The organism is Bacteroidota bacterium, assembly GCA_021300195.1.
Classification (GTDB): Bacteria; Bacteroidota; Bacteroidia; order J057; family JAJTIE01; genus JAJTIE01.
Window position 1 is genome coordinate 35579 of the sequence record JAJTIE010000025.1, and the last position, 19010, is coordinate 54588.

8 protein-coding genes are annotated in these 19010 nt (G+C 58.5%); 4 read left to right on the forward strand and 4 right to left on the reverse strand.

Going from position 1 to position 19010, the window contains the following annotated elements:
- Nucleotides 1-19 precede the first annotated feature (19 nt).
- The 3 genes from LW884_06480 to LW884_06490 are packed head-to-tail and all read right to left on the reverse strand — an operon-like array spanning nucleotide 20 to nucleotide 2032.
- Nucleotides 20-724: a hypothetical protein gene (locus LW884_06480; protein MCE3007975.1), complete on the reverse strand. Its 705-nt coding sequence runs from the start codon at nucleotides 722-724 to the stop codon at nucleotides 20-22.
- A 28-nt stretch (nucleotides 725-752) separates the two neighbouring features.
- The gene (locus LW884_06485) at nucleotides 753-1322 is read right to left on the reverse strand and encodes an RNA polymerase sigma factor (GenBank protein MCE3007976.1); all 570 of its coding nucleotides are present in this window, start codon (nucleotides 1320-1322) and stop codon (nucleotides 753-755) included.
- Complete coding sequence (locus LW884_06490; protein MCE3007977.1) at nucleotides 1319-2032, reverse strand: hypothetical protein; 714 nt, start codon at nucleotides 2030-2032, stop codon at nucleotides 1319-1321. Before LW884_06490 ends, LW884_06485 begins: the two co-directional genes overlap by 4 nt.
- Before the next feature lie 114 nt (nucleotides 2033-2146).
- On the opposite strand from LW884_06490, the gene LW884_06495 reads away from it, so the two are divergent.
- From LW884_06495 to hflX, 3 genes are read left to right on the forward strand one after another with little or no spacing between them, the layout of a single operon-like run.
- Entirely contained in the window at nucleotides 2147-2860 is a 714-nt protein-coding gene (locus tag LW884_06495; protein MCE3007978.1) for a hypothetical protein, read from the forward strand.
- Nucleotides 2861-2885: 25 nt separating this feature from the next.
- Nucleotides 2886-3530, forward strand: a complete 645-nt coding sequence (locus LW884_06500; protein ID MCE3007979.1) for a hypothetical protein — start codon at nucleotides 2886-2888, stop codon at nucleotides 3528-3530.
- Entirely contained in the window at nucleotides 3531-4691 is a 1161-nt protein-coding gene (gene hflX / locus LW884_06505; GenBank protein MCE3007980.1) for a GTPase HflX, read from the forward strand. It abuts the gene before it with no gap.
- 182 nt (nucleotides 4692-4873) lie between these two features.
- Here hflX and LW884_06510 read toward each other — a convergent pair whose 3' ends face one another.
- Nucleotides 4874-12892: a gliding motility-associated C-terminal domain-containing protein gene (locus tag LW884_06510; protein ID MCE3007981.1), complete on the reverse strand. Its 8019-nt coding sequence runs from the start codon at nucleotides 12890-12892 to the stop codon at nucleotides 4874-4876.
- A 454-nt stretch (nucleotides 12893-13346) separates the two neighbouring features.
- Here LW884_06510 and LW884_06515 point away from each other — a divergent pair, with 454 nt between their 5' ends.
- Nucleotides 13347-18983 (forward strand): T9SS type A sorting domain-containing protein, encoded by a 5637-nt coding sequence (locus LW884_06515; protein ID MCE3007982.1) that lies wholly within the window; start codon nucleotides 13347-13349, stop codon nucleotides 18981-18983.
- Nucleotides 18984-19010 lie beyond the last annotated feature (27 nt).

Genomic DNA, 19010 nt, shown 5'->3' on the forward strand with positions numbered 1-19010 from the left:
TACTTTGCTTTTTTCTGCACTAATACAGCTTCTGCACAAGGGTCCAGTCCATAGCCAGGGGTCGGGCCTGGGCTGCTGGCACAGGCGGCGGCGCCGAGGCGGCGGCATTGGTTGCTGGCTTGGCCTTTTCACTCAGCTGGATTCCTTCCTTCCAGCCAGCCACCTGTTCGCGAATCATCGGCTCCGTATCCTGCGTGGGGGGAAGCGGCGCAGGGACATCGGCAGCCCTACCCAGAGCAGCCGTAGCGGGGGCCTCGGGGGGCAGGGGGGCCGGCTGCCTGGGTTCAGCCAGGGGCGCAGGGGCGGGTGCCTGGGCAAGGGTAGACCCCCGCTCTATGGCCGGCTGCCTGTCCGCATCGCTGTTCCGGTTGATCAGCCAGAAACCTGCCCCCACGGCAATTAGCAGTACCAGTGTAGCAGTTGCCAGGGTTAGCATGTTGTTGAACCGGTGGTACCGGGGCGGGCTGGGCACACGGCGCTGCTGTAGCCTGCCCAGTGCTGCCCGTACGGCAGCACCCGGCTCTGGGGGTGGGGCTACCCGCAGCGGGGGCGCAGCCAGGGCGTGCAGGGCTTGGCTATAGGCTGCATACTCGGCCTCGTCGGCCACAAACTGCAGGGCCAGGCTCCGCTCATCGGCCGAAAGCAAGGCCCAGGGCGTATGCTGTGCGAGCTGCAAAAACTGCTCGTAAGGGTCGGTGGATGGTTTGGGGGTGGATGGTTCCATTTTGGCTTGATTCGTTTCGCACACCAGCTTACAGCCGGCTCTGCACAGGGCCCAGCACATGGGCCAGCTTCTTCAGGGTATAGTGTAGTCGGCTTTTGATGGTGCCCTCGGGCACACCCATAATCTGGCCGATCTCTTTCAGCTCCAGTTCTTGCTCAAAGCGCAGGGCTATCAGCTGCTGCAGATCTGGCTTCAGCGCCCGGATAGCGCGCTGCAGCACGTCCTGATACACCTGGCTGTCTATTCGGCCTCCGGCCTCGGCAGCCGTGTGGGGGGCGTGGCCGTTCTTTGCTACCTCTAGCGCCTTTCGGGCATTTCCCTGCTTTCGGTAGTGGTTTTTGCACAGGTTGTAGGCAATGGTGTATATCCAGGTGGTGAAGGCATAGCGGGCATCGTAGCGGGGCAGGTTCTCCACTACGCGCACAAAGCAGTCCTGCACCTTGTCTTGGGCCAGGGCTTCGTCCTGATACAGCATGCGATAGAAGTAGCGGTATAGCCGGGGGCTGTATCGGGCATACAGCTGGTCAAAGGCCCGGCTATTCCCCGCCAATACCTGCTGTACCAGCTGGGCATCCGGGGTGGCATCCTCCTGGCTCATGGCAGATAGGGCATTAGGTCGGGACGGTTTAGCCGCGTGGCCAGGGCTGCCGCATGCAGGCGGTACTGCCGGGCCAGCTGCTCCTCGCCACGGGCACGGTGCGCCTGCGCCAGCACCAGCAGTGGATAGAAATAGGGCAGGTCTTCTGCCGTAGGCACACGCACCTCATCTGCAAAGTTTCCGTAGTGCCCGCCCCGCCAGCGCTGCATCAGCACCTCCACATTGGCTACCGGCTGCAGGCCGAACTGATAGGTAAGGCCGGTTACATACAGCTTGTCCTTCAGCTCGGGGTAGCGCGTGGGGTTGTCCAGCGCACTGAGATACACCCCTAGGCCCGGATGCCGCTGTGCCAGCTGCTGCACAAAGGCCGGCACCGGCTGCCCCGCTGGCACCTGCACCTGCAGGGTGGCCAGGGCACGCCTGGCACGTTCGCTATTGGTGTGGATGTCTTGCTCGGTCAGCACGGCCAGGGCTTCCTGCCAGCCCAGCCGCTGCCGGGCAGCCAGCAGGGCCCTGTAGTTAGCCGGATCCTGCACAATCAGCACCGCCGGCAGCTGCATGCCCACCAGCTGGTCGTGGGCGCGGGCCTCGGCTGGGGCCACAGCCTGGCCACGCGGTGGTGCCTGCTGGGCCCACACCCGCACACTCAACGTCCGACAGAGCAGGACGAAGAAGAAACATAGACATAAGGTTCGAAACACAGCTTGCATGGTCCCTCAAATTAGTACTTCTGCATTCAACTATCCAGCTATACCCCACAGGCAGCCGAAGGTTCAGCCAGCAGGCGCAATACTTTCGGGCTCGAACTCGTATATTTACAGGCTATGCGCATCGTTACGATTCTGCTAGGGTGCTTGTGTCTGCTCTGTGTCGGCTGCAACCGGGAGCTGGAAACCGAGAGCCGGGGCGAGGACTTCTTCCCCCTGGGCCAGGGTACCGCACGTACTTATCTAATCATAGATACCAGTTTCACAGCACAGCCCAGTACCACCAACTCCTATGGGCTAACCCTGGTACTGGACCCCCACTACCGGCGAGAGGTACAGGGCGGGGTGGAGGCCGACCAAACCGGACGCAGCCTGCAGCGCCTGGAACTATACCGCAGCCCGAACGCCGTCAAGATAGACACCACCTACACCTTCCAGGAGCTGTGGACGCTGTTTCGGGGCGAAAACTTTGCCGAACGGACCGAGGGAAATATTCGCTATCAGGTACTGAGGTTCCCCATCCAGCGGGGGGGAGACTGGGACGGCAATGCCTTCAACACCCGCCAGGGAGGGCCAGACCAGCAAGACTATGTGTACCTAAGCACCGACACCACCATCACCCTGCACGGCACCACCTACACCGGCTGCCTGTGGGTGCAGCAGCGCAAGGCCAGCAACGTGCTGTTCGACGTAGATACCTACGAGGTCTACGCGCCCAACGTGGGGCTTATCTACCGCTACGATAAAAACATCCTGTACGATGATGCCAGACCTGGCAGCCTGCTAACCGACAGCTATATCCGAATCCAGTCCCTTGTTCGCCCTTTCTAACCTTTGCTTTCTGTCCTTATTCGGGTTGCTGGCTGCTGTAGCCGGACCCACCCAGGCACAGACCCCCCTAAGTGGCTCGGAGGTAGCCCTGTATTTCAGCAAGAAAAACCTGAGCTATCCACCCCACTATGCCAAGGCCTTTGCAGCCTTTGTACAGCAGGAAGATAGCCTGGGCCTAAGTGACGAGGCACTAAAGCTGGCCTACAGCATACAGGCGGGCAACTACCTGACCCAGCAGCTACAGGCACTGGGCAGCCCCCGCAGCTGGTTTACCGCTTCGCGGCCCGAGGTGGCCCAGGCGCTGATTCGCAGTTACCAGCCCGGGCAGCCCATATCCGCCTCCAGCCTGCGGGCGCAGCTGGCCGGGGCCGACTATCTGCTGGCCATCGACTCGCTGATCTACCGCCAGGAGAAGCGACGGAACCTGCTGGTGTATAGCAACCAGATTATTGACCAACCCCGAAACGTGGAGGTGGTGCGCATGCAGGTGCGGCTGGTAAACCTGCAGAGCGGCGCAGTGTACGCCTACACCGCCACCTACGATGCCGATAAAGCCCCGGGCGTGCCCGTCTTTATCAACTGGCAGGCCGAAACCCGGCCTGCAGCACGCATGTTGGCCCTGCTGCTAGACCAGGCCCTGCTGCACCTCTTTATCCAACTAAGCGAATAAATGAAAGAAGACGGTTTTTACTACCCGGCGGTGCGGGCAGACCGGGCCATTATTATAGGTATCTGGAACCGCCACATCAGCCAAGACCAGGCCGATGAATACCTGGCTGAGCTGGCCTTCCTGGCCGAGACGGCAGGCGTGCAAACCGTGAAGCAACGCCTGCAGCGCCTGGACAACCCCCACCCTGCCACCTATGTAGGAAAAGGCAAGCTGGAAGAGCTGCAAGAAGACATCCAGAAGCTGGAGGCCACCCTGGTACTCTTTGACGAAGACCTAAGCCCCACCCAGCTGCGAAACATTGAGCGGACGCTGAATGTGCGCATACTGGACCGAAGTGGCATCATCCTCCAGATCTTTAGCGAACATGCACGCACTGCCCAGGCACGTGCGCAGGTAGAGCTAGCTTATGCGCAGTACATGCTGCCCCGCCTGACACGGCTGTGGACCCACCTGAGTAGAGAACGGGGGGGAATAGGCCTGAAAGGGGCCGGTGAAAAAGAGATAGAAACCGACCGCCGGATGCTGCGAGACCGCATTGCCCGCCTGAAACAGCAACTACAAAAGATAGACCTGCAAAACGCTACCCGCCGCAAACACCGCACGCAGACGGTGCGCGTTACCCTGGTAGGCTATACCAACGTGGGCAAAAGCACCATCCTGAATGCACTGACCAAACGAGAAGAAGTGCTAGCAGAGAACAAACTCTTCGCTACGCTGGATACCACCGTGCGAAAAGTGGTACTGCACTCGGTGCCCTTCCTGCTAGCTGATACCGTAGGCTTCATCCGCAAGCTGCCCCACCACCTGGTAGAGAGCTTCAAGAGCACCCTGGATGAGGTGCGCGAAGCTGACCTGCTGGTGCATGTGGTAGATGCCAGCAACCTGCACTACATGGAGCACATCCGTGTGGTGCAAGACACCCTGCACAGCCTGGGTTGCCATGAAAAACCTGTGCTCTACGTATTCAACAAAGTGGACACGCTGGAGGACTACGAAATAGAAAATCTGAAAAACACCTGGCTATATGGCGAGAAAGCCCCCTGTGTCTTTATCTCCGCTACCCAGAAGCAGGGCCTAGACGAACTGCGCAGCCAGCTCGCCACCCTGGTGATCGACCAGTACAAGCACAAGTTCCCCGGCCTGGACTACTACCAGCAGTAGAGCCCAGCTTGCGCGGGCTACGGTCTGATACAGGGCAAAACAGCCCCTCTACTGCCTGCGCACGCCCCCACCCTAGCGGGTAGACCCGGCTTACGGCCGTAGTGCGTATACCGGCACACCCCACCATCAGGCATAGTGGATCACCAGGAAGAACCCGGCGATCCACTAGCCTACCCGGATACCTAGCGTATGATGGCCACCGTACCCTGGTCTTCTATCTCGGTGCCATACAGGTCCGTGGCGCGCACGATCCAGAAGTAGCTGTTGGTGGGGGCATCGGCTCCATTGATGGTGCCATCCCAGCCTTCGTCCGCACGGGTGGTGCTGAACACCTGCTTGCCATAGCGGTCGTAAATCAGCAGCTCGAAGCGCCGCAGGTTGGAGGTAGTAACCCGTAGCAGGTCGTTCACACCATCTCCATTGGGTGTAAACACCTCGGGTATGGTGAAATAGGCCTCCTCCGAAACCACCACATTCTGTAGGCAGTAGGTCTCGTCGCAAAAGCCCACATCCACGGTCAGGCAGATCGTGTAGGTTCCGGGGCGCGTATAGCGGTGGGCGATCTGATCTGTACAGCCCCTTAGCACCGTACCGTCGCCCATATCCCACAGGCAGTTCTCCGCCGTAGCACCATTCAGGCGGGTAGTGTTCTGTAGGATGACATCCGCCGCCGGCAGGTTTAGCACCTGGCCGGGCAGCTGTGGCCGTGTGCTGAAGCCCGGCTCGGGGCCCGCTTCCACCTGCACCAGCACGTCGTCGCTACAGGCCGTAGCAGACGGAGCCGTTAGGGTGGCCACAAACCCAAGGGGTGGCGTGGCAGAAGAAAGGTCGAAGATGCCCTTGACCGGATCCAGTACCGCTATAGCGGGGTTGCTGCTGCTCCATACACCGATTCCAAAAGGTTCGGCTATCTGGAAAGTGCGGCGGGTGGCGGATACACAGGCAATGGTATCTCGCCCTGCATCCAGTGGCCCGAAGAATAGCCGCACCGTATCCTGGCACCCAAAGGTAGCCTCGGTAAATACGGCAATAAAGATGCCGGGTGCATCGGCCACAAAGGCGCTGCCTGTTAGGTTACTCACCGGGTTGCCCGCCGGGTCAAATGCGGCCCAGGTGCCACTAACCGGGCTGCCCCCCAGTGTGGGCGCAGGGCTAGCCAGGTCTACCAGGTCGGCCACAGGCTCGCCGGGATTCGTGCACAGGGCATAGTCTGGCCGCACCAACAGCCTGGGGCCCTCGGCTATGAAGAAGTCCAGCGTCTCATCAAAGCCTGCCTGATCCCGTACGCGCACACGATAGGCACCACTGGGCAGGTTCAGCGCTACCTGGAAGGTATCTGCCGTAGAGGCCTGCTGCACGACAGTACCGCTGGGCAGGCGCGTCCAGGTGAAGTTGAGGGTACCGGTTACCTTGCTGCGCTCTACGCGTACGGTGGCCGCCCCATCGTTTCGGCGGCAGCTCTCCGGCACCAGGTTATCCAGAATCAGGTCGCCCCGGCTGATCTCAAAGTTCGATAGGGTCTGGCAGCCGTCGGCATCCGTCAGTCGCAGGCTATAGGTGCCGGGGGGTAGGCCCTCAAAAGCCGGATAGGGCTCGGAGGCGGGACCTACGGACAGGGGACCAAACCCCGGATTGGAAACCCCCGAAAGGGTGAGGGTACTTGGGTCGCTCTGTCCACTGGCATCCAGTATCTGGATGCGGCCATTGGCCAGGCCGGTACTGGGCTGCACATCCGTGATGAGCAAGGTAATGGGTGCCGGATTGGGCAGGCTAAGCACCACGCTGTCTCGGCAGCCGGTAGCATCGGTTACATACACCTTGTAGCTACCCGCCGGCAGGCCGGTGCGGGCGGCCGTAGTGGCGCCGTTGTCGGCCCACAGGAAGCTGAAGCCGCCACTCCCCCCACTGGCCGACACTGCCAGTGCCCCAGATGCATCGCCCGGGCAGATGGGCAGGGTGGTCTGCTTATCCAGCACAAAGGCGGGTGGATTGGCGAGCGTAACCTCTATACTGTCTGAACAGCCCCGGCTGTCCGTTACGCGAACCCGATAGGTGCCAGCAGCCAGGCCCGGCTGGGTGGCAGCAGTGCCTACCAGTGTGGTGGTGCTACCCAGTGCAAACCAGCGGTAGGTATAGCCCCCCGTACCCGGTATGCCTCCTGAGGCCAGTACAGAGAGGCTTCCATCGGCTCCATCGTGGCAGCTGATGGGGTCTTGTGTAAGCTGTAGTTGGAGCGGATTTGGCTGGAAAATCTGGAAGGCTACGCTATCCCGGCAACCATTGTCATCGGTAACGATGACACGATAGATTGCTGTAGGCAGGTTTGCAACCGTGTCCGTACCCAGCACGGTAAAGGCGGGGTTAGACAGGTTTTTCCATAGATAGGCATAGGGAGGCGTTCCACCACTGGCATCTACCCCTGCTGCGCCGGTATTACCACCACTACAGCTCACGTTAGATACCTGGACGCTTAGGCTCAGCTGGGCAGGTTCGCCTACGGTTACGTTTACCGAGTCTTTACAGCTATTTTGGTCTCGAACCACTACTTTGTATATACCCGCCGTCAGGTTGTTTACACTGGCAGTAGTGTAGCCCCCGGGGCTCCAGCGGTAAGTATAGGGGCCTGTACCACCAGAGGGGGTTACCACCACGCTACCGCTGTTATCTGAAAAACAATCGTTGTTGTCTACAAAACTGACGCTAATGGCCAGATCAGCTGGCTGGGTAACCTGTGCACTGGTACTGGTGTTACAGCCCTTTTGATCCGTTACCGTAAGGATATAGGTGCCCGCTGCCAGGCCCGTCAGGCTGGGCGTGGTACGCACGCCTACGTACTGGGCACTCACCCAGCTGTAGCTATAGGGGGGGGTGCCACCACTTACAGTCGCACTCAGGCTGCCATCCAGAGCTGAGTGGCAGTCCAGGGCATCATTGGCCACTGCCAGGGTGATGGCAGTGGGGGCCGTAATGGTGATACCAGTTAGGGTAACGGCAGGGGCTGGCCCGGCATCATTTACCACAACAGCATAGGTAGTAGTGGTGCTGAGGCCCCCTGCGTAGCTACTGGTACTCACATTGGGCGTCCACACAAAGCTGTAGGGGGGTAGGCCGCCAGTTACATTGATGCTCGCTGCCCCGTCTGTGGCACCACTACAGCTGGCATCGGCCGTAAAGGCTGTGGCTACAATGGCACCACCAGTGGTCTCTGTTACCTGGATATTCGCATTGGCGGTGCAGCCGTTGGCATCGGTTACCCGTACGGTGTAGGTACCCTGGCCTAGGCCCGTGATGGTAACGGGGTCGTTGTTGTCTCCGGTACCATCGTTGCTCCAGTCGTAGGTGTAGGGGGCCTGGCCGCCCTCCACCAGCACACTGGCCATACCATTGGTACCCCCGGCAGCCGTGGCACTGGTCTGGGTAGTCTGTAGGCTGATGGGGCCAGGCATGGTCACAATGGTCTGCCGACTGGTGCTACAGCCGTTGGCATCGGTGGCCGTAACGGTATAGGTGCCGACGGGCAGATTCTGAAAAATACTGTCTTGCAAAACCGTGCCGGCGGTAGGACTGATGGCATAGGTATAGGGGCTGGCACCACCCAGAGGTACGCCGCCACTTGCCCGAACGGTGATTCGTCCATCGTTTCCTCCGTTACAGCTCACGTTGTTCTGCTGGATATTCACCAGTAGGGCCGGGCTCTGGAGTACGGTGATAAAGGCCGAGTCTTTACACCCCAGTGGATCGCGCACCACCACCTTATAGGTGCCCGCTGCCAGATTGTTTCGGTCCTGGGTAGTTTGTCCACCCGGTGTCCACAGGTAGGTATAGCCCCCGGCATTGCCCCCCGCTGGGGTAATGTTGATGGCGCCATTTGTGCCACCCTGGCAAGAAACTGGGGTAATGGTGCGGGCAATGGTGATGGGGCTTGGCTGGCTAAGGCTGGTGGTGCTACTGGCCGTACAGCCATTGGCATCCGTTACGGTAATGGTATAGGTGCCCGCAGGCAGGTTATTTGCCGTAGCAGTGGTGTATACCACGGGAGAACCGGCTCGCTGCCAGAGGTAGCTATAGGCGGGTCCGGTGGTATTGGGGGTACCCCCGCTAGCAGTAACAGAGAGCACACCATCCTGGCTGCCATTGCAGGTCAGGTTCGTGCTGCTAATGTTGGTGATCGAAACTGCCGCAGCAGGCTGGGTAATGGTAGCGGAAGCAAGCCCGGTGCAGCCAAGGGCATCGGTAACCGTGGCGGTGTAGGTGCCCGGCTGTAGGGCCGAGAGGGTCTGGCTTGTGCTGGAAAAGCTACCAGGCCCACTCCAGCTATAGGTATAGGGCGGGGTACCCCCATTGGGGTTTACGCTGGCCGTACCATTGGCCAGGCCAAAGCAACTCACATTTGTGCGGGCGGCAGTTGGGCTCAGGGCTGGGTTCTGGCTCAGCACAAACGTAACCGATTTTATTGTGCCCGCATCATCTGTTACCGCTACCGTGTAGGTGCCTGCGTCCAGGCCCGTTGCGCGTTCCGTATCTGCCGTGGGGTTGGTGGTAGCAAAGCCACTTGGCAGCGGGCCCGGCACCTTGCTCCAGGCAAAGGTGTAGGGGGCTGCACCGCCAGCGGCCGTTGCCAAGGCCTCTCCGCTGGCGTCTCCTGGGCACAGGGTACCACTAGTGGCAACCGTCAGGCGCAATACGTCCGGGTCTAACAGCTCTACCACCAGGACGCGCTCGCAGCCACTGGCATCGCGCACGATGGCGCGATAGAAACCAGCAGGCCGATTTGTCAGGCTAGCACTGGTACCGGCAATGGGGGTGCCGGACAGGGTCTCCCAGCGGTAGGTGTAGGGCGGGGTGCCCCCGGCTGGCTCTTGGGTAATACTACCATCGGAGGCGCCGGGCACGCTAGGGTTCACCTGCGAGCTACTGAGGGTTAGTGTAGCAGGCTGGGTGATGCTGAAGTCGCGCTGGGCCCTGCAGCCGTTCGCATCCGTTACCTCTACGCGATAGGAGCCCACACCGAGGCTGCCCAGGGTATTGGACGGGCCATTCTGCAGGGTGGCATTGCTCGGCTGGCGGGTAAAGCGGTAGGTATAGCCACCAGCACCGCCCGTAGCGTTCAGGGTGAAGCTGCCACTGTTGTCTCCGTTACAGCCCACATTGGTCTGGCTAAAGGTATTGACACTGATGGCGGTGGGCCCACTAATAGTTACGTTCCGGGTTTGCACACAGTTTTCGCCGTCGCGCACTGTTACCGTATAGTTTCCGGCGGGCTTACCACTTACGCTGGCAGTGGCCTCATTACCCGGGGTCCACAGGTAGGTGTAACCTCCGTTGCCTCCGCTGGCCGTCACACTAGCGGCCCCATCGCTCAGGCCGAAACAGCTGGTGGGCGTGGTACTATTCAGGCTGATGGCAAGGGGCGTGGCAGGCTGGGTTATCACCACGTCTACTGAATCCTTACAGCCGTTCTGGTCGGTCACCACGGCGCGGTAGGTACCTGCGGCCAGGCCGGTAGCCGTGCGGCCAAACTGGCCAATGAGGGTTCCTGCAGGCACACGCTTCCAGAGGAAGGTGTAGTCGGATCCCGAACTTAGGGTGCCGCCGGTAGCATCCACACTGGCTGTTCCGTTATTGCCACCAAAGCAACGAACAGGTGCGGAATTGGTGATTATGGCATCAAGAGGTGCCGGATCCAGAAGGGTAACGACCACGGAGTCTCGTACGCCGGGGACACTGCTATCCAGCACAACTGCCTTGTATTGACCGGGGGGCAGGTTGGCCTGCTGGTTCAGGTTCAGCCCATCGGGGAGGGGTATGGGCCCTGTCCAGGTATAGGTATAGGGCGCAGTACCAGCAGCGGGGGTGATGCTGATCTGGCCATTGGCATCGCCGTGGCAGGCGGGCTGGGTAACTAGGCTGTTCAGGCGCAGGTCGCCCACGGCCGGTTCCAGGATCACGTAGGTCGTACTATCTCGGCAGCCCCGGCTATCGATGCTGTAAACCTTGTAGGTGCCACTGCAGAGACCGGAGATGCCCGGAGCAGCCAGTAGCGTGCCATTGGGACGCCGCCACTCGAAGGTATAGGGCGGAAACGGGCTCTGACCCGTAGCGGTAGCGGTAGCCGTACCATCGCAGCCTCCGGGGGCTGTTACATCCGTCTTGGTTACGTTGATGCTGGCATCGGCCACACGCACCCGCACGGTATCGGCGCTGGAGCAGCCCACTGCATCAAAGGCCCGCATAATGTAGCGCGTGGAGCTGAAGGGGTAGGCTGTGGCTATGCTGCTACCCGTGCCTGTAGCAGGGTTTAGGGTAGGTGCACCAAAGCTTACTGACCCGCCGTTGTCCGCCTCCCACACGATGTCTACAATCTCATTGACCGAAGAGCTTACATTGAAGGTAATCGACCAGTCCAATAACGACGCAGGTGTAGCTACATTATCATCTTTCACAATCAGGTTCCAGGTGCCGGTAGCCTCGGAGCCGAGTATGCCTGCCCACAGGCCCGTGGAGCTGAGCGTGGGATTGTCTACCCGGAATGTGCCGGTTACCACCTGTGGGGGCGTGGCAGGTGGGGGGTTATTGGGCCAGGCAGAGGCACCCGGGCGGATGCATACACCAGACAAGAAAGTGCTGTTTAGGGCTCCCCGGCGGTTGATCAGCGTATCGATGCCGCCGGCGGGGTTTTGTAGCAGAACAACCAGATCTCGGCTGCGGAGCGTGGCAATGTTCAAGCACACCTCCTTTACCGTGCTGGCCGTTACTGTGTTGGGTAGCACCTGGGTTACGGCTATTGGGAAATAGGTGTCGGTGCCAGCCACTGGGCCTCCCTCAAAGTTGCCAAAAGTGAGTTCGCCGGTGGTGGTGGAGGGCAGCGCCTGCACGGTGCCAGTCATATTCACCTGCCCGCCAGCGCATACGGCTATATCATAGGGCAGGGCTGGGGTACTGGGGCTGGTGGCAACGGTGGGGCCAGGGGTAATAGTTACATTCTGGCGGGCCATGCTGGTTACGCCGGTGTTCAGGTCCGTCAGGGTTAGTACCACCTCATAGGTACCTGCTACTTCGTACTGATGCTGGGGATTGGGCTGGTAGCTGGTACTGCCATCGCCAAAATCCCAGCTATAGGCAAAATGACAAGCATCATTAAAGTTGGTAAAGCGCACCGCATTGCCATCGCATTCCAGCGAGCTGGCAAAACGGGGCTTGGGCATCCCGATCAATAAGCCGGGCTGGCTGGTGATACCCGAAAAGGTTACAATCAAGCCCGTGTTGCTGGCTTTTCGATCAATCATTAGCCCATAGGTTTGTCCTGCGGTAATGCTTAGGCCATCGGGGCAGTTCAGGCTGGCACCTGTACAGGTGTTGGTCCCGCAGATGGAGGGCGGGCAATTCCACCCTACCGTTCCGCCATTGGTGGTAGCGGTATTTGAGTTGCACCCCTGCGGCAAGGCCAGAGGACTACCTTGGCAGCCTTGGGTAACGTCGTATACAGCATAGTCGATGTTTACAGGGGTATTGGGGGTAACGGTGAAGGCGAGCCGCCCCCCAGAAACTGCGTAAAATTTGAGCCAAAGCGTATTTTCCTCGTCCACGGTACACTGCGTAGGCTCTACGCGGGTGCCGGCGCCCAGGCTTCCGGACGGGATAACCAGTGCATTGGTATTGGTAACATAGAAGGCGGAACCACAGTCTTGTCCGGGCGTGCTACAGGGGGTGGGCACCACCTGGCGCTCTATACACACGGCAAAGTTGCCGCTACCCCCGTCGCTATCCACCACCAGGTAGTAGGTCTGCCCGGCAGTAAGGCCCGTGACCAACAGGCTATTCTTACGCTCATTTTCTATCGCAAACACATCCTTCTGGCAACCCACCAGGGCCAGGGTGCCGCAGCTGCCGCTATACACCGCAATCTTGGTATCGATAACGGTTTGGGCAAAGTTGGTACTTACCCGGACAGCCGGACCGGGAGCCACAAAGGTAAACCAGACCGAATTGTTAAAACCACTGCCCCAGCACAGGGGCGGGATGGGATCGGAAACAGAAGTAGACAGTGCATTGGAGTACACATTGGCTTCGCACAGGCCACTACCTACGGAAAGAGAAATAGCATTCGCACAATCGTCATTTGCCGGCTGGGCCCACAGCCCCGCCGCACACATGATAACCAAGCCAAGAGACAAGCAAGTTCGCCACAGCAGAGATCGCATAAGAGTTACTCAATAAAAATATCCTGGTTTTTTGCAATAGTTGAACAAAAGTAGAAAAAACTAATCTTATGTAAATACGGTAGGCCAATATAAAAGGATTTCCATTCTATACACCATCTGGCGAACAAATGCCAGGATAGATAAAATAGGTACACCTGCAGATTTACCTAGGCATTTTTGCCCAATATAACCAAACCAATACGATCATTTTTTTACAGGAATGACCCATTTTTATTTTAAAAAAGACCTAACAAATATATCTGTGTCTTTTTTTTAAATAATTGATTATTAATTACTTAATAAAAAACAAATGCCTGGTAGCAGCAGCCTAGGTAGGCAGAGAACGGACAAACTTTCCGAAATGTGAGGCGTACACGCCACAGAACACCCTCACACAACAAAACAAGCGTTTATGGGCCCTTTTCTACTACCTAGCCGGGTATTCTGCGTTGCTTTGCTTGCCATACTCTTGGCAAAACCCGGCACAGCGGCCACCTTCTTCTGGATGGGTACGGTCAATAGCAGCTGGGATGAGCCAAACAACTGGTCTCCCGTCGGCGTGCCAGATGGGAACCTGGGCGATGACGTGCGAATCATCGGCCCATTGGGGCCCGGCGCCCCTGCTCCGGTTGTGAATGTTACCACGGCCTCTTGCCGCCACCTGCTGATCGACTTTGTAGACCTGGAGGTGGCAATCGGCATGCAACTGGACATACAGGGCAATCTGCAGTTTGTGAATGCCACCAACATCACCCTACAGCCCAATAGCCGGCTGAAGCTACAGGGCAACCTGGACAATGCCTCGGGAAACGGCAACCTGATCTCGCAACCTGGTAGTCGGGTTGTCCTGTATGGCACCCAGAACACGAAAATTCTGGGAGACATCACCTTCTACGACATTACCATCAGCAAAACACCCCCCTACTACGTGTTCAATGCACCGCTGTGTAGCGGAATCCCCACCTTCGTTACCATCGACAACAACCTGACCATCGACCTGGGGGTGTACCGGGTGTGCGATGCAGACAATGGCCAAACCCAACCCGAGCTCTCAGTAAACGGAAACATCATCATCAACAACGGTGGAGGCCTAGACCTAAGTGGCCGCGAAGACTTTGCCCAAGGCTGCGCTGTGGATGCCGATGGCTATAACAGCGAAGAGATACGGGTACACTTGGGAGGGAACCTGAGCGACAACTCCAGCCCCTACGACCCCACCCCCAGCCGCGGATTCTATATAGGCGATCTGACAATCAATAGTGCCACCCATGCAGGCGAACGGGCACTACTAGTCTTCGTAGGTGCGCGCGACCAAACCGTGCTAGGCCAGTACACCCTAACTGACGAGGGCAATGTGCCCAACCAGGGCGCAGGCATCTGGATGCCCCGAATACGGATAGACAAGAGCAACCCGGCCAAGCGTGTAGCCATGCTTACCAACATGCGGATCTACGGTAACTCGGAGATCCGGAGCGGCGTTTTGCTAACGAATGGCAAACGCCTGCTATTTGGAGAGCGGAACGACGAAACCCTGGATATAACCAACAGTGGCACCCTGTATGCCAATGAGAATAGCGAGATCCGCCTGCTGGGGCAAAATGCGAACGGGGTATTCCTGCGAGTATATAGCGGCGGGCACCTGAAGATGATAGGCGGCCCGGCTGAGCGGATAATCGTAACCCGAGATGCGGCTACCCCGGGCCGCTACTTCCGTACTGCGGTATACAACGGCGGGCGTATATCTGCCCGCTATGTAGACTTCAACTTCCAGGGCAGCTCAAACACGGGCTTCAATAACAATGGGCTGCTGGGCAGCACCTGCAACTGCCAGGATCCGGCCGACCCCTGCTACAGTAGCCTGGGTGGCTTCAAGGTATTCCAGGGTGCGGTGCTCGACCCCGATGGACTTGGTGCCAACTTCTCCGACTGTGCCTTCTCCGCCGGTGCAAACGCCTACACTGGCCTACTGCTGAATGTAACCGGCAACCATATATTGCAGAATGTGGTCTTCAATGGCTCCAACCAGGATGCCTCTATCCCGCACATCTTTGGCCGGCCACCTGCAGCCACCTGCGACGACTTTGTAAACCCAACGGACCAATGCCTGTGCCGGGGCACTGTGACGCCCACAAACATCATCTCGAACAACCCGAACACCACCATTACCCTGGTGAATGGCAGTGGCATGATCGGGGGAGACATCATCGGCGAATACTTTGATGCCGGTAACCGGGACTATGTACAGACCTACCTGAACCCGGCCTATGCCGCTAGCGCCAGCAACCAAGCCTGGGGCTACCACGAAAACAACAGCAACCGGCTGAGCTACGTCAATGACTTTGTGGTGCATACCGGACGTGGAATAGCTGTGTGGATAGGCCGATCGGCCACCAGCGACAACTGGAATGATATAGATAACTGGAGTACCAAGACCCTGCCCGGCAGCCCCATACCAGGAGTAGGGGGGGCCGACACCTTCACCGTCATCATCCCGCGGGGTGCACGCCGAAATCCGGTGGTGAATGTACCGGTCAGCCTCCGAGGCTCTATCCACAATAACCTCACCACCTGGGTTATCCCTACTGTGTATCTAAACAATAGCCTGGGCATTTACCCCGCCACCACTACCTACACCCAGTCTACCACAAACAAGATATTGACGGTAAATGCCGGCATGCGCCTCTCATTCGAGGGAGACCTCTTTAACTATGCCAGCAGCACGCTAACGATGACGGGCGCAAGCGAGCTGTACGTAGGGGGCAGTTACTTCAACCACTCTGCCAACGCACAGTTTAACCGGGCCAATAGCACGGTGTACTTCAACGGGGCCGGCCCGCAGCAGGTACGCACGGGAGATGATGAGTTTTGGAATGTAACCATCATCAAGCCCTCCTCCACCGTGTACATCCAGAATAATAGCCTGACTATCCGGAACAACTTCCTGCACCAGAGTGGTGCCATGGAGCTCTTTACCGGCCAGCAGCTGCGGGTGCACGGAAACTTTACGATGAATGGCGGCCGCCAGATATGGAACTTCTCCCCGCTCTTCTTCCGGGGCAACTTTGTCATCAACGACGGGGAACTGATGCCGCAGGGCAGCTCCGTGCAGTTTGAACACACCGTGGCAGGTACCTATCGCTTCAAGACGAATAACCAGGCCTTTAACTACCTCCGCATAGGGGGGGTAGCAGGCTGTGTGTTTACCCTGGAGGACAACCTGACTATCCTGAGCTCGCACAAGGGCGTAGCGCCGGCCTTCATAGGCACCACCTACAACCACGCCTGGCTGGCAGCCGGAAACACCCTGAACCTGAATGGAAACCAGATGCGGGTGCAGCACTTTGTGGTAGATGGCACCCTGAATGTAACCCCCGGCAGTGGCCCGCGTGGCGCCGAGCTGCTAATAGAGGGCCTGGACAACGCCAATACCACAGGAGACGGAACCTATACCTATCCGACGGCAGGTACCGTGGCCGATAACTCGCTGCGGGTGCGAACCGGCGGACGCCTGAATGTGATTGGCACCGCTGCCAAAACCTCAAAAGTATCTCGCCAAGGCATAAACGGGCGATACCGGCTGGAGGTAGAGGCAGGGGCGAGCATATCCGCAGAGCAAGCCCTATTCGACCTGATGGATGCCAATGGCATAGACTGCCGCCTGGCCACCATCGTCACACCTGCCTCGGGCAATGCCTGCTTTAGCCACACCACCTTTACCAACGGTGCCCCCACAGCGGGCAGCATCCTGCTGCGCATACCCAAGCGCTGGGACCCGGTAGAAAAAACCGTACAACAGGCCAACTTCCCCGCGCGGGCACATGGCAGCGCGATAAATGTATGGCGGGATGTAAGCGGTGCTGGGCCAAACACCACTATTACCTTCAACCTGCCGAGTGGCATATTTGCTGGCGAAGACTTTGATGATGACAATGGCCAGGCTATTACCTATGTTGACTGGGTCATTACCAACATTAAACGCTGGGATGGCGGCGGAGACGGCATCAGCTGGAACGATGCCAACAACTGGTGCGACAACACCGTGCCCGGGCCCACGGATGATGTGATCCTGGACCACACGGCCTGTAGCCCACTGGCGGCCTATACCATTACAGCCAGCGCGCCGGTCGCGATCAAAGACCTATACATCATACCCGACAACCAGCTGGCTGCCGGTACGGTAAACCCCATTGTGCTGCGGGTGAATGCCAACTTTACGGTAAACGGGCAGTTTACCTGCGATGCCCTGGGCACCTTCCATATCCAGAACAGCACCTCCACCCTTACCTTCCGCCGCAGTTTCAGCCTGGATGGCGAGTTTTACCACGGAAACAATCCGAATCTGAACTTCGATGGAACCGGCATCAATGTGATTAACAACTCGGGCTATGCTGACTATCCATTCTACACTATGAACTTCCTGAATGGTATCTATGAGCTGAACTCCATCATCCAGGTACAAAATGACGTTACCATCCAGAGTACGGGTGTCCTGGATGCCTCTAATGACAACTTCCGCATCAACCTGGCGGGCAACTGGACCAACAACAACGGAAATTTTGAGCCGCGCTTTGGTACCGTGGCCTTTGTAGACCTGGATGCCCACACCGAGGCGCTGGGGGGCAGCACGGTGAGCTACCCCGCCGTAGCCAGTGCCCAATCCATACGCTACACCAATGGCTACACCACCTTTGCCGACTCGCTGGCCAACCTGGTGCGGGTACCCGAGACTTTCTTCAACCTGGTGATCGACAAGCACCTGTCTCCCGTAGGGCAGGATGTGAAGAGCAGGGCTACCCTGCTGGTAAACGGGGTGCTAGACCTGCGGCAGCGAAACCTGAACACGCAGTGCACCAGCTGCCCCGTACCAGGCATCAGCAAACAGCAGTATGAAAACCTGGCGATACTGGGCCTATTTGGCAGCTGGACAAATGCCTCGGAGGTAAGCTATATCGACGGGCCACTGGCGCGCACGTATATATCTAACGTACCCTTTAACTATGATTTCCCGATAGGCAAAACCGGGGACTACGTGAAGCCGATGGAGCTGGAAATAGCACTGGCTACCAATGGCCCGGAGCTGGCCCTCTTCGCCGTAGAGCAGTTCAGTCTCGCTATCGATACCCTGAACCGGCCTATCCCCCCCAGCACTTGTGCCGCTGTGGCGTCCAATACCAGCCCTGTCCTGCTGAACCGGTCGTGGAATGTGGCACAAGTTCGGCCCAGCCTGTGGGGCTCTCCCACCCTGGCATCCGGAAACGTGAAACTGGTGTGGGGCGCTGCAGATGGCATACCCAATACCTACGAGGGCATGAGTGCCCTGAAGGACAACGGACCGGACCCACGTGGCCTGAGCGCGAAACACGCTGGCTTACTGGATGACTACGACCCGAGCTGTACCCCAGCCGAGGCCCTTGTGAATGGCAATGAGCTAGGCGGCGAAATCCTGAGCCTTAGCAGCTTCTCCAGCCTGGGTAATGGCGACTTTGGCGTGGTGTACCATAATGTGACCCTGCTACCCATTGAGGAGATCAGCTTCGAGGCGAGCTATGCACACCCGGGCGCCCAGCTGGGCTGGCTCACCCGGAATGAGTACGGAAATGCAGGATTTGAACTACAGCGGGCCGAAGTGGGGCATGGCTTTGAAACCATAGCCCACTACACCGCAGACGCAACCCTGGTGGGCAGGGGCACCTATCTGGGCAATAGCCAGTACCACTACTACGATGCGGCCCGGCTGCTACCCGGCCACACCTATACCTACCGCCTGTATAGCGAGGACCTGCAGGGCAACCGGCACCTGGATGGCGAACGCAGCATAACCGTACCCCGGTCTAGCTACCTGGACAATGTGTTTCCCAACCCATTCAGCCAGCAGCTTACACTCCGCTACGGGCTTACACAGGCGGCACCCGTAACAGTTAGAATCTACAATGCACAGGGCGTACTGGCTATTCAGCCCCTACGGCAGGCAGCGATGCCAGCTAGCAACCATAGCCTGACGATAGACACAAGCCAGCTGGAAAGCGGGGTGTATATCTTGCACCTGATAACGCCCGATGAGGCGCACAGCCAACGCCTCATCAAGCAATGATGGGGGTGATAATCCGTTTCCGAAAGC

Bases quoted from the DNA above. Each gene is read 5' to 3' on its own strand.
- LW884_06480 (MCE3007975.1), bottom strand. From the start codon at position 724: ATGGAACCATCCACCCCCAAACCATCCACCGACCCTTACGAGCAGTTT.
- LW884_06485 (MCE3007976.1), bottom strand. From the start codon at position 1,322: ATGAGCCAGGAGGATGCCACCCCGGATGCCCAGCTGGTACAGCAGGTA.
- LW884_06490 (MCE3007977.1), bottom strand. From the start codon at position 2,032: ATGCAAGCTGTGTTTCGAACCTTATGTCTATGTTTCTTCTTCGTCCTG.
- LW884_06495 (MCE3007978.1), top strand. From the start codon at position 2,147: ATGCGCATCGTTACGATTCTGCTAGGGTGCTTGTGTCTGCTCTGTGTC.
- hflX (MCE3007980.1), top strand. From the start codon at position 3,531: ATGAAAGAAGACGGTTTTTACTACCCGGCGGTGCGGGCAGACCGGGCC.
- LW884_06510 (MCE3007981.1), bottom strand. From the start codon at position 12,892: ATGCGATCTCTGCTGTGGCGAACTTGCTTGTCTCTTGGCTTGGTTATC.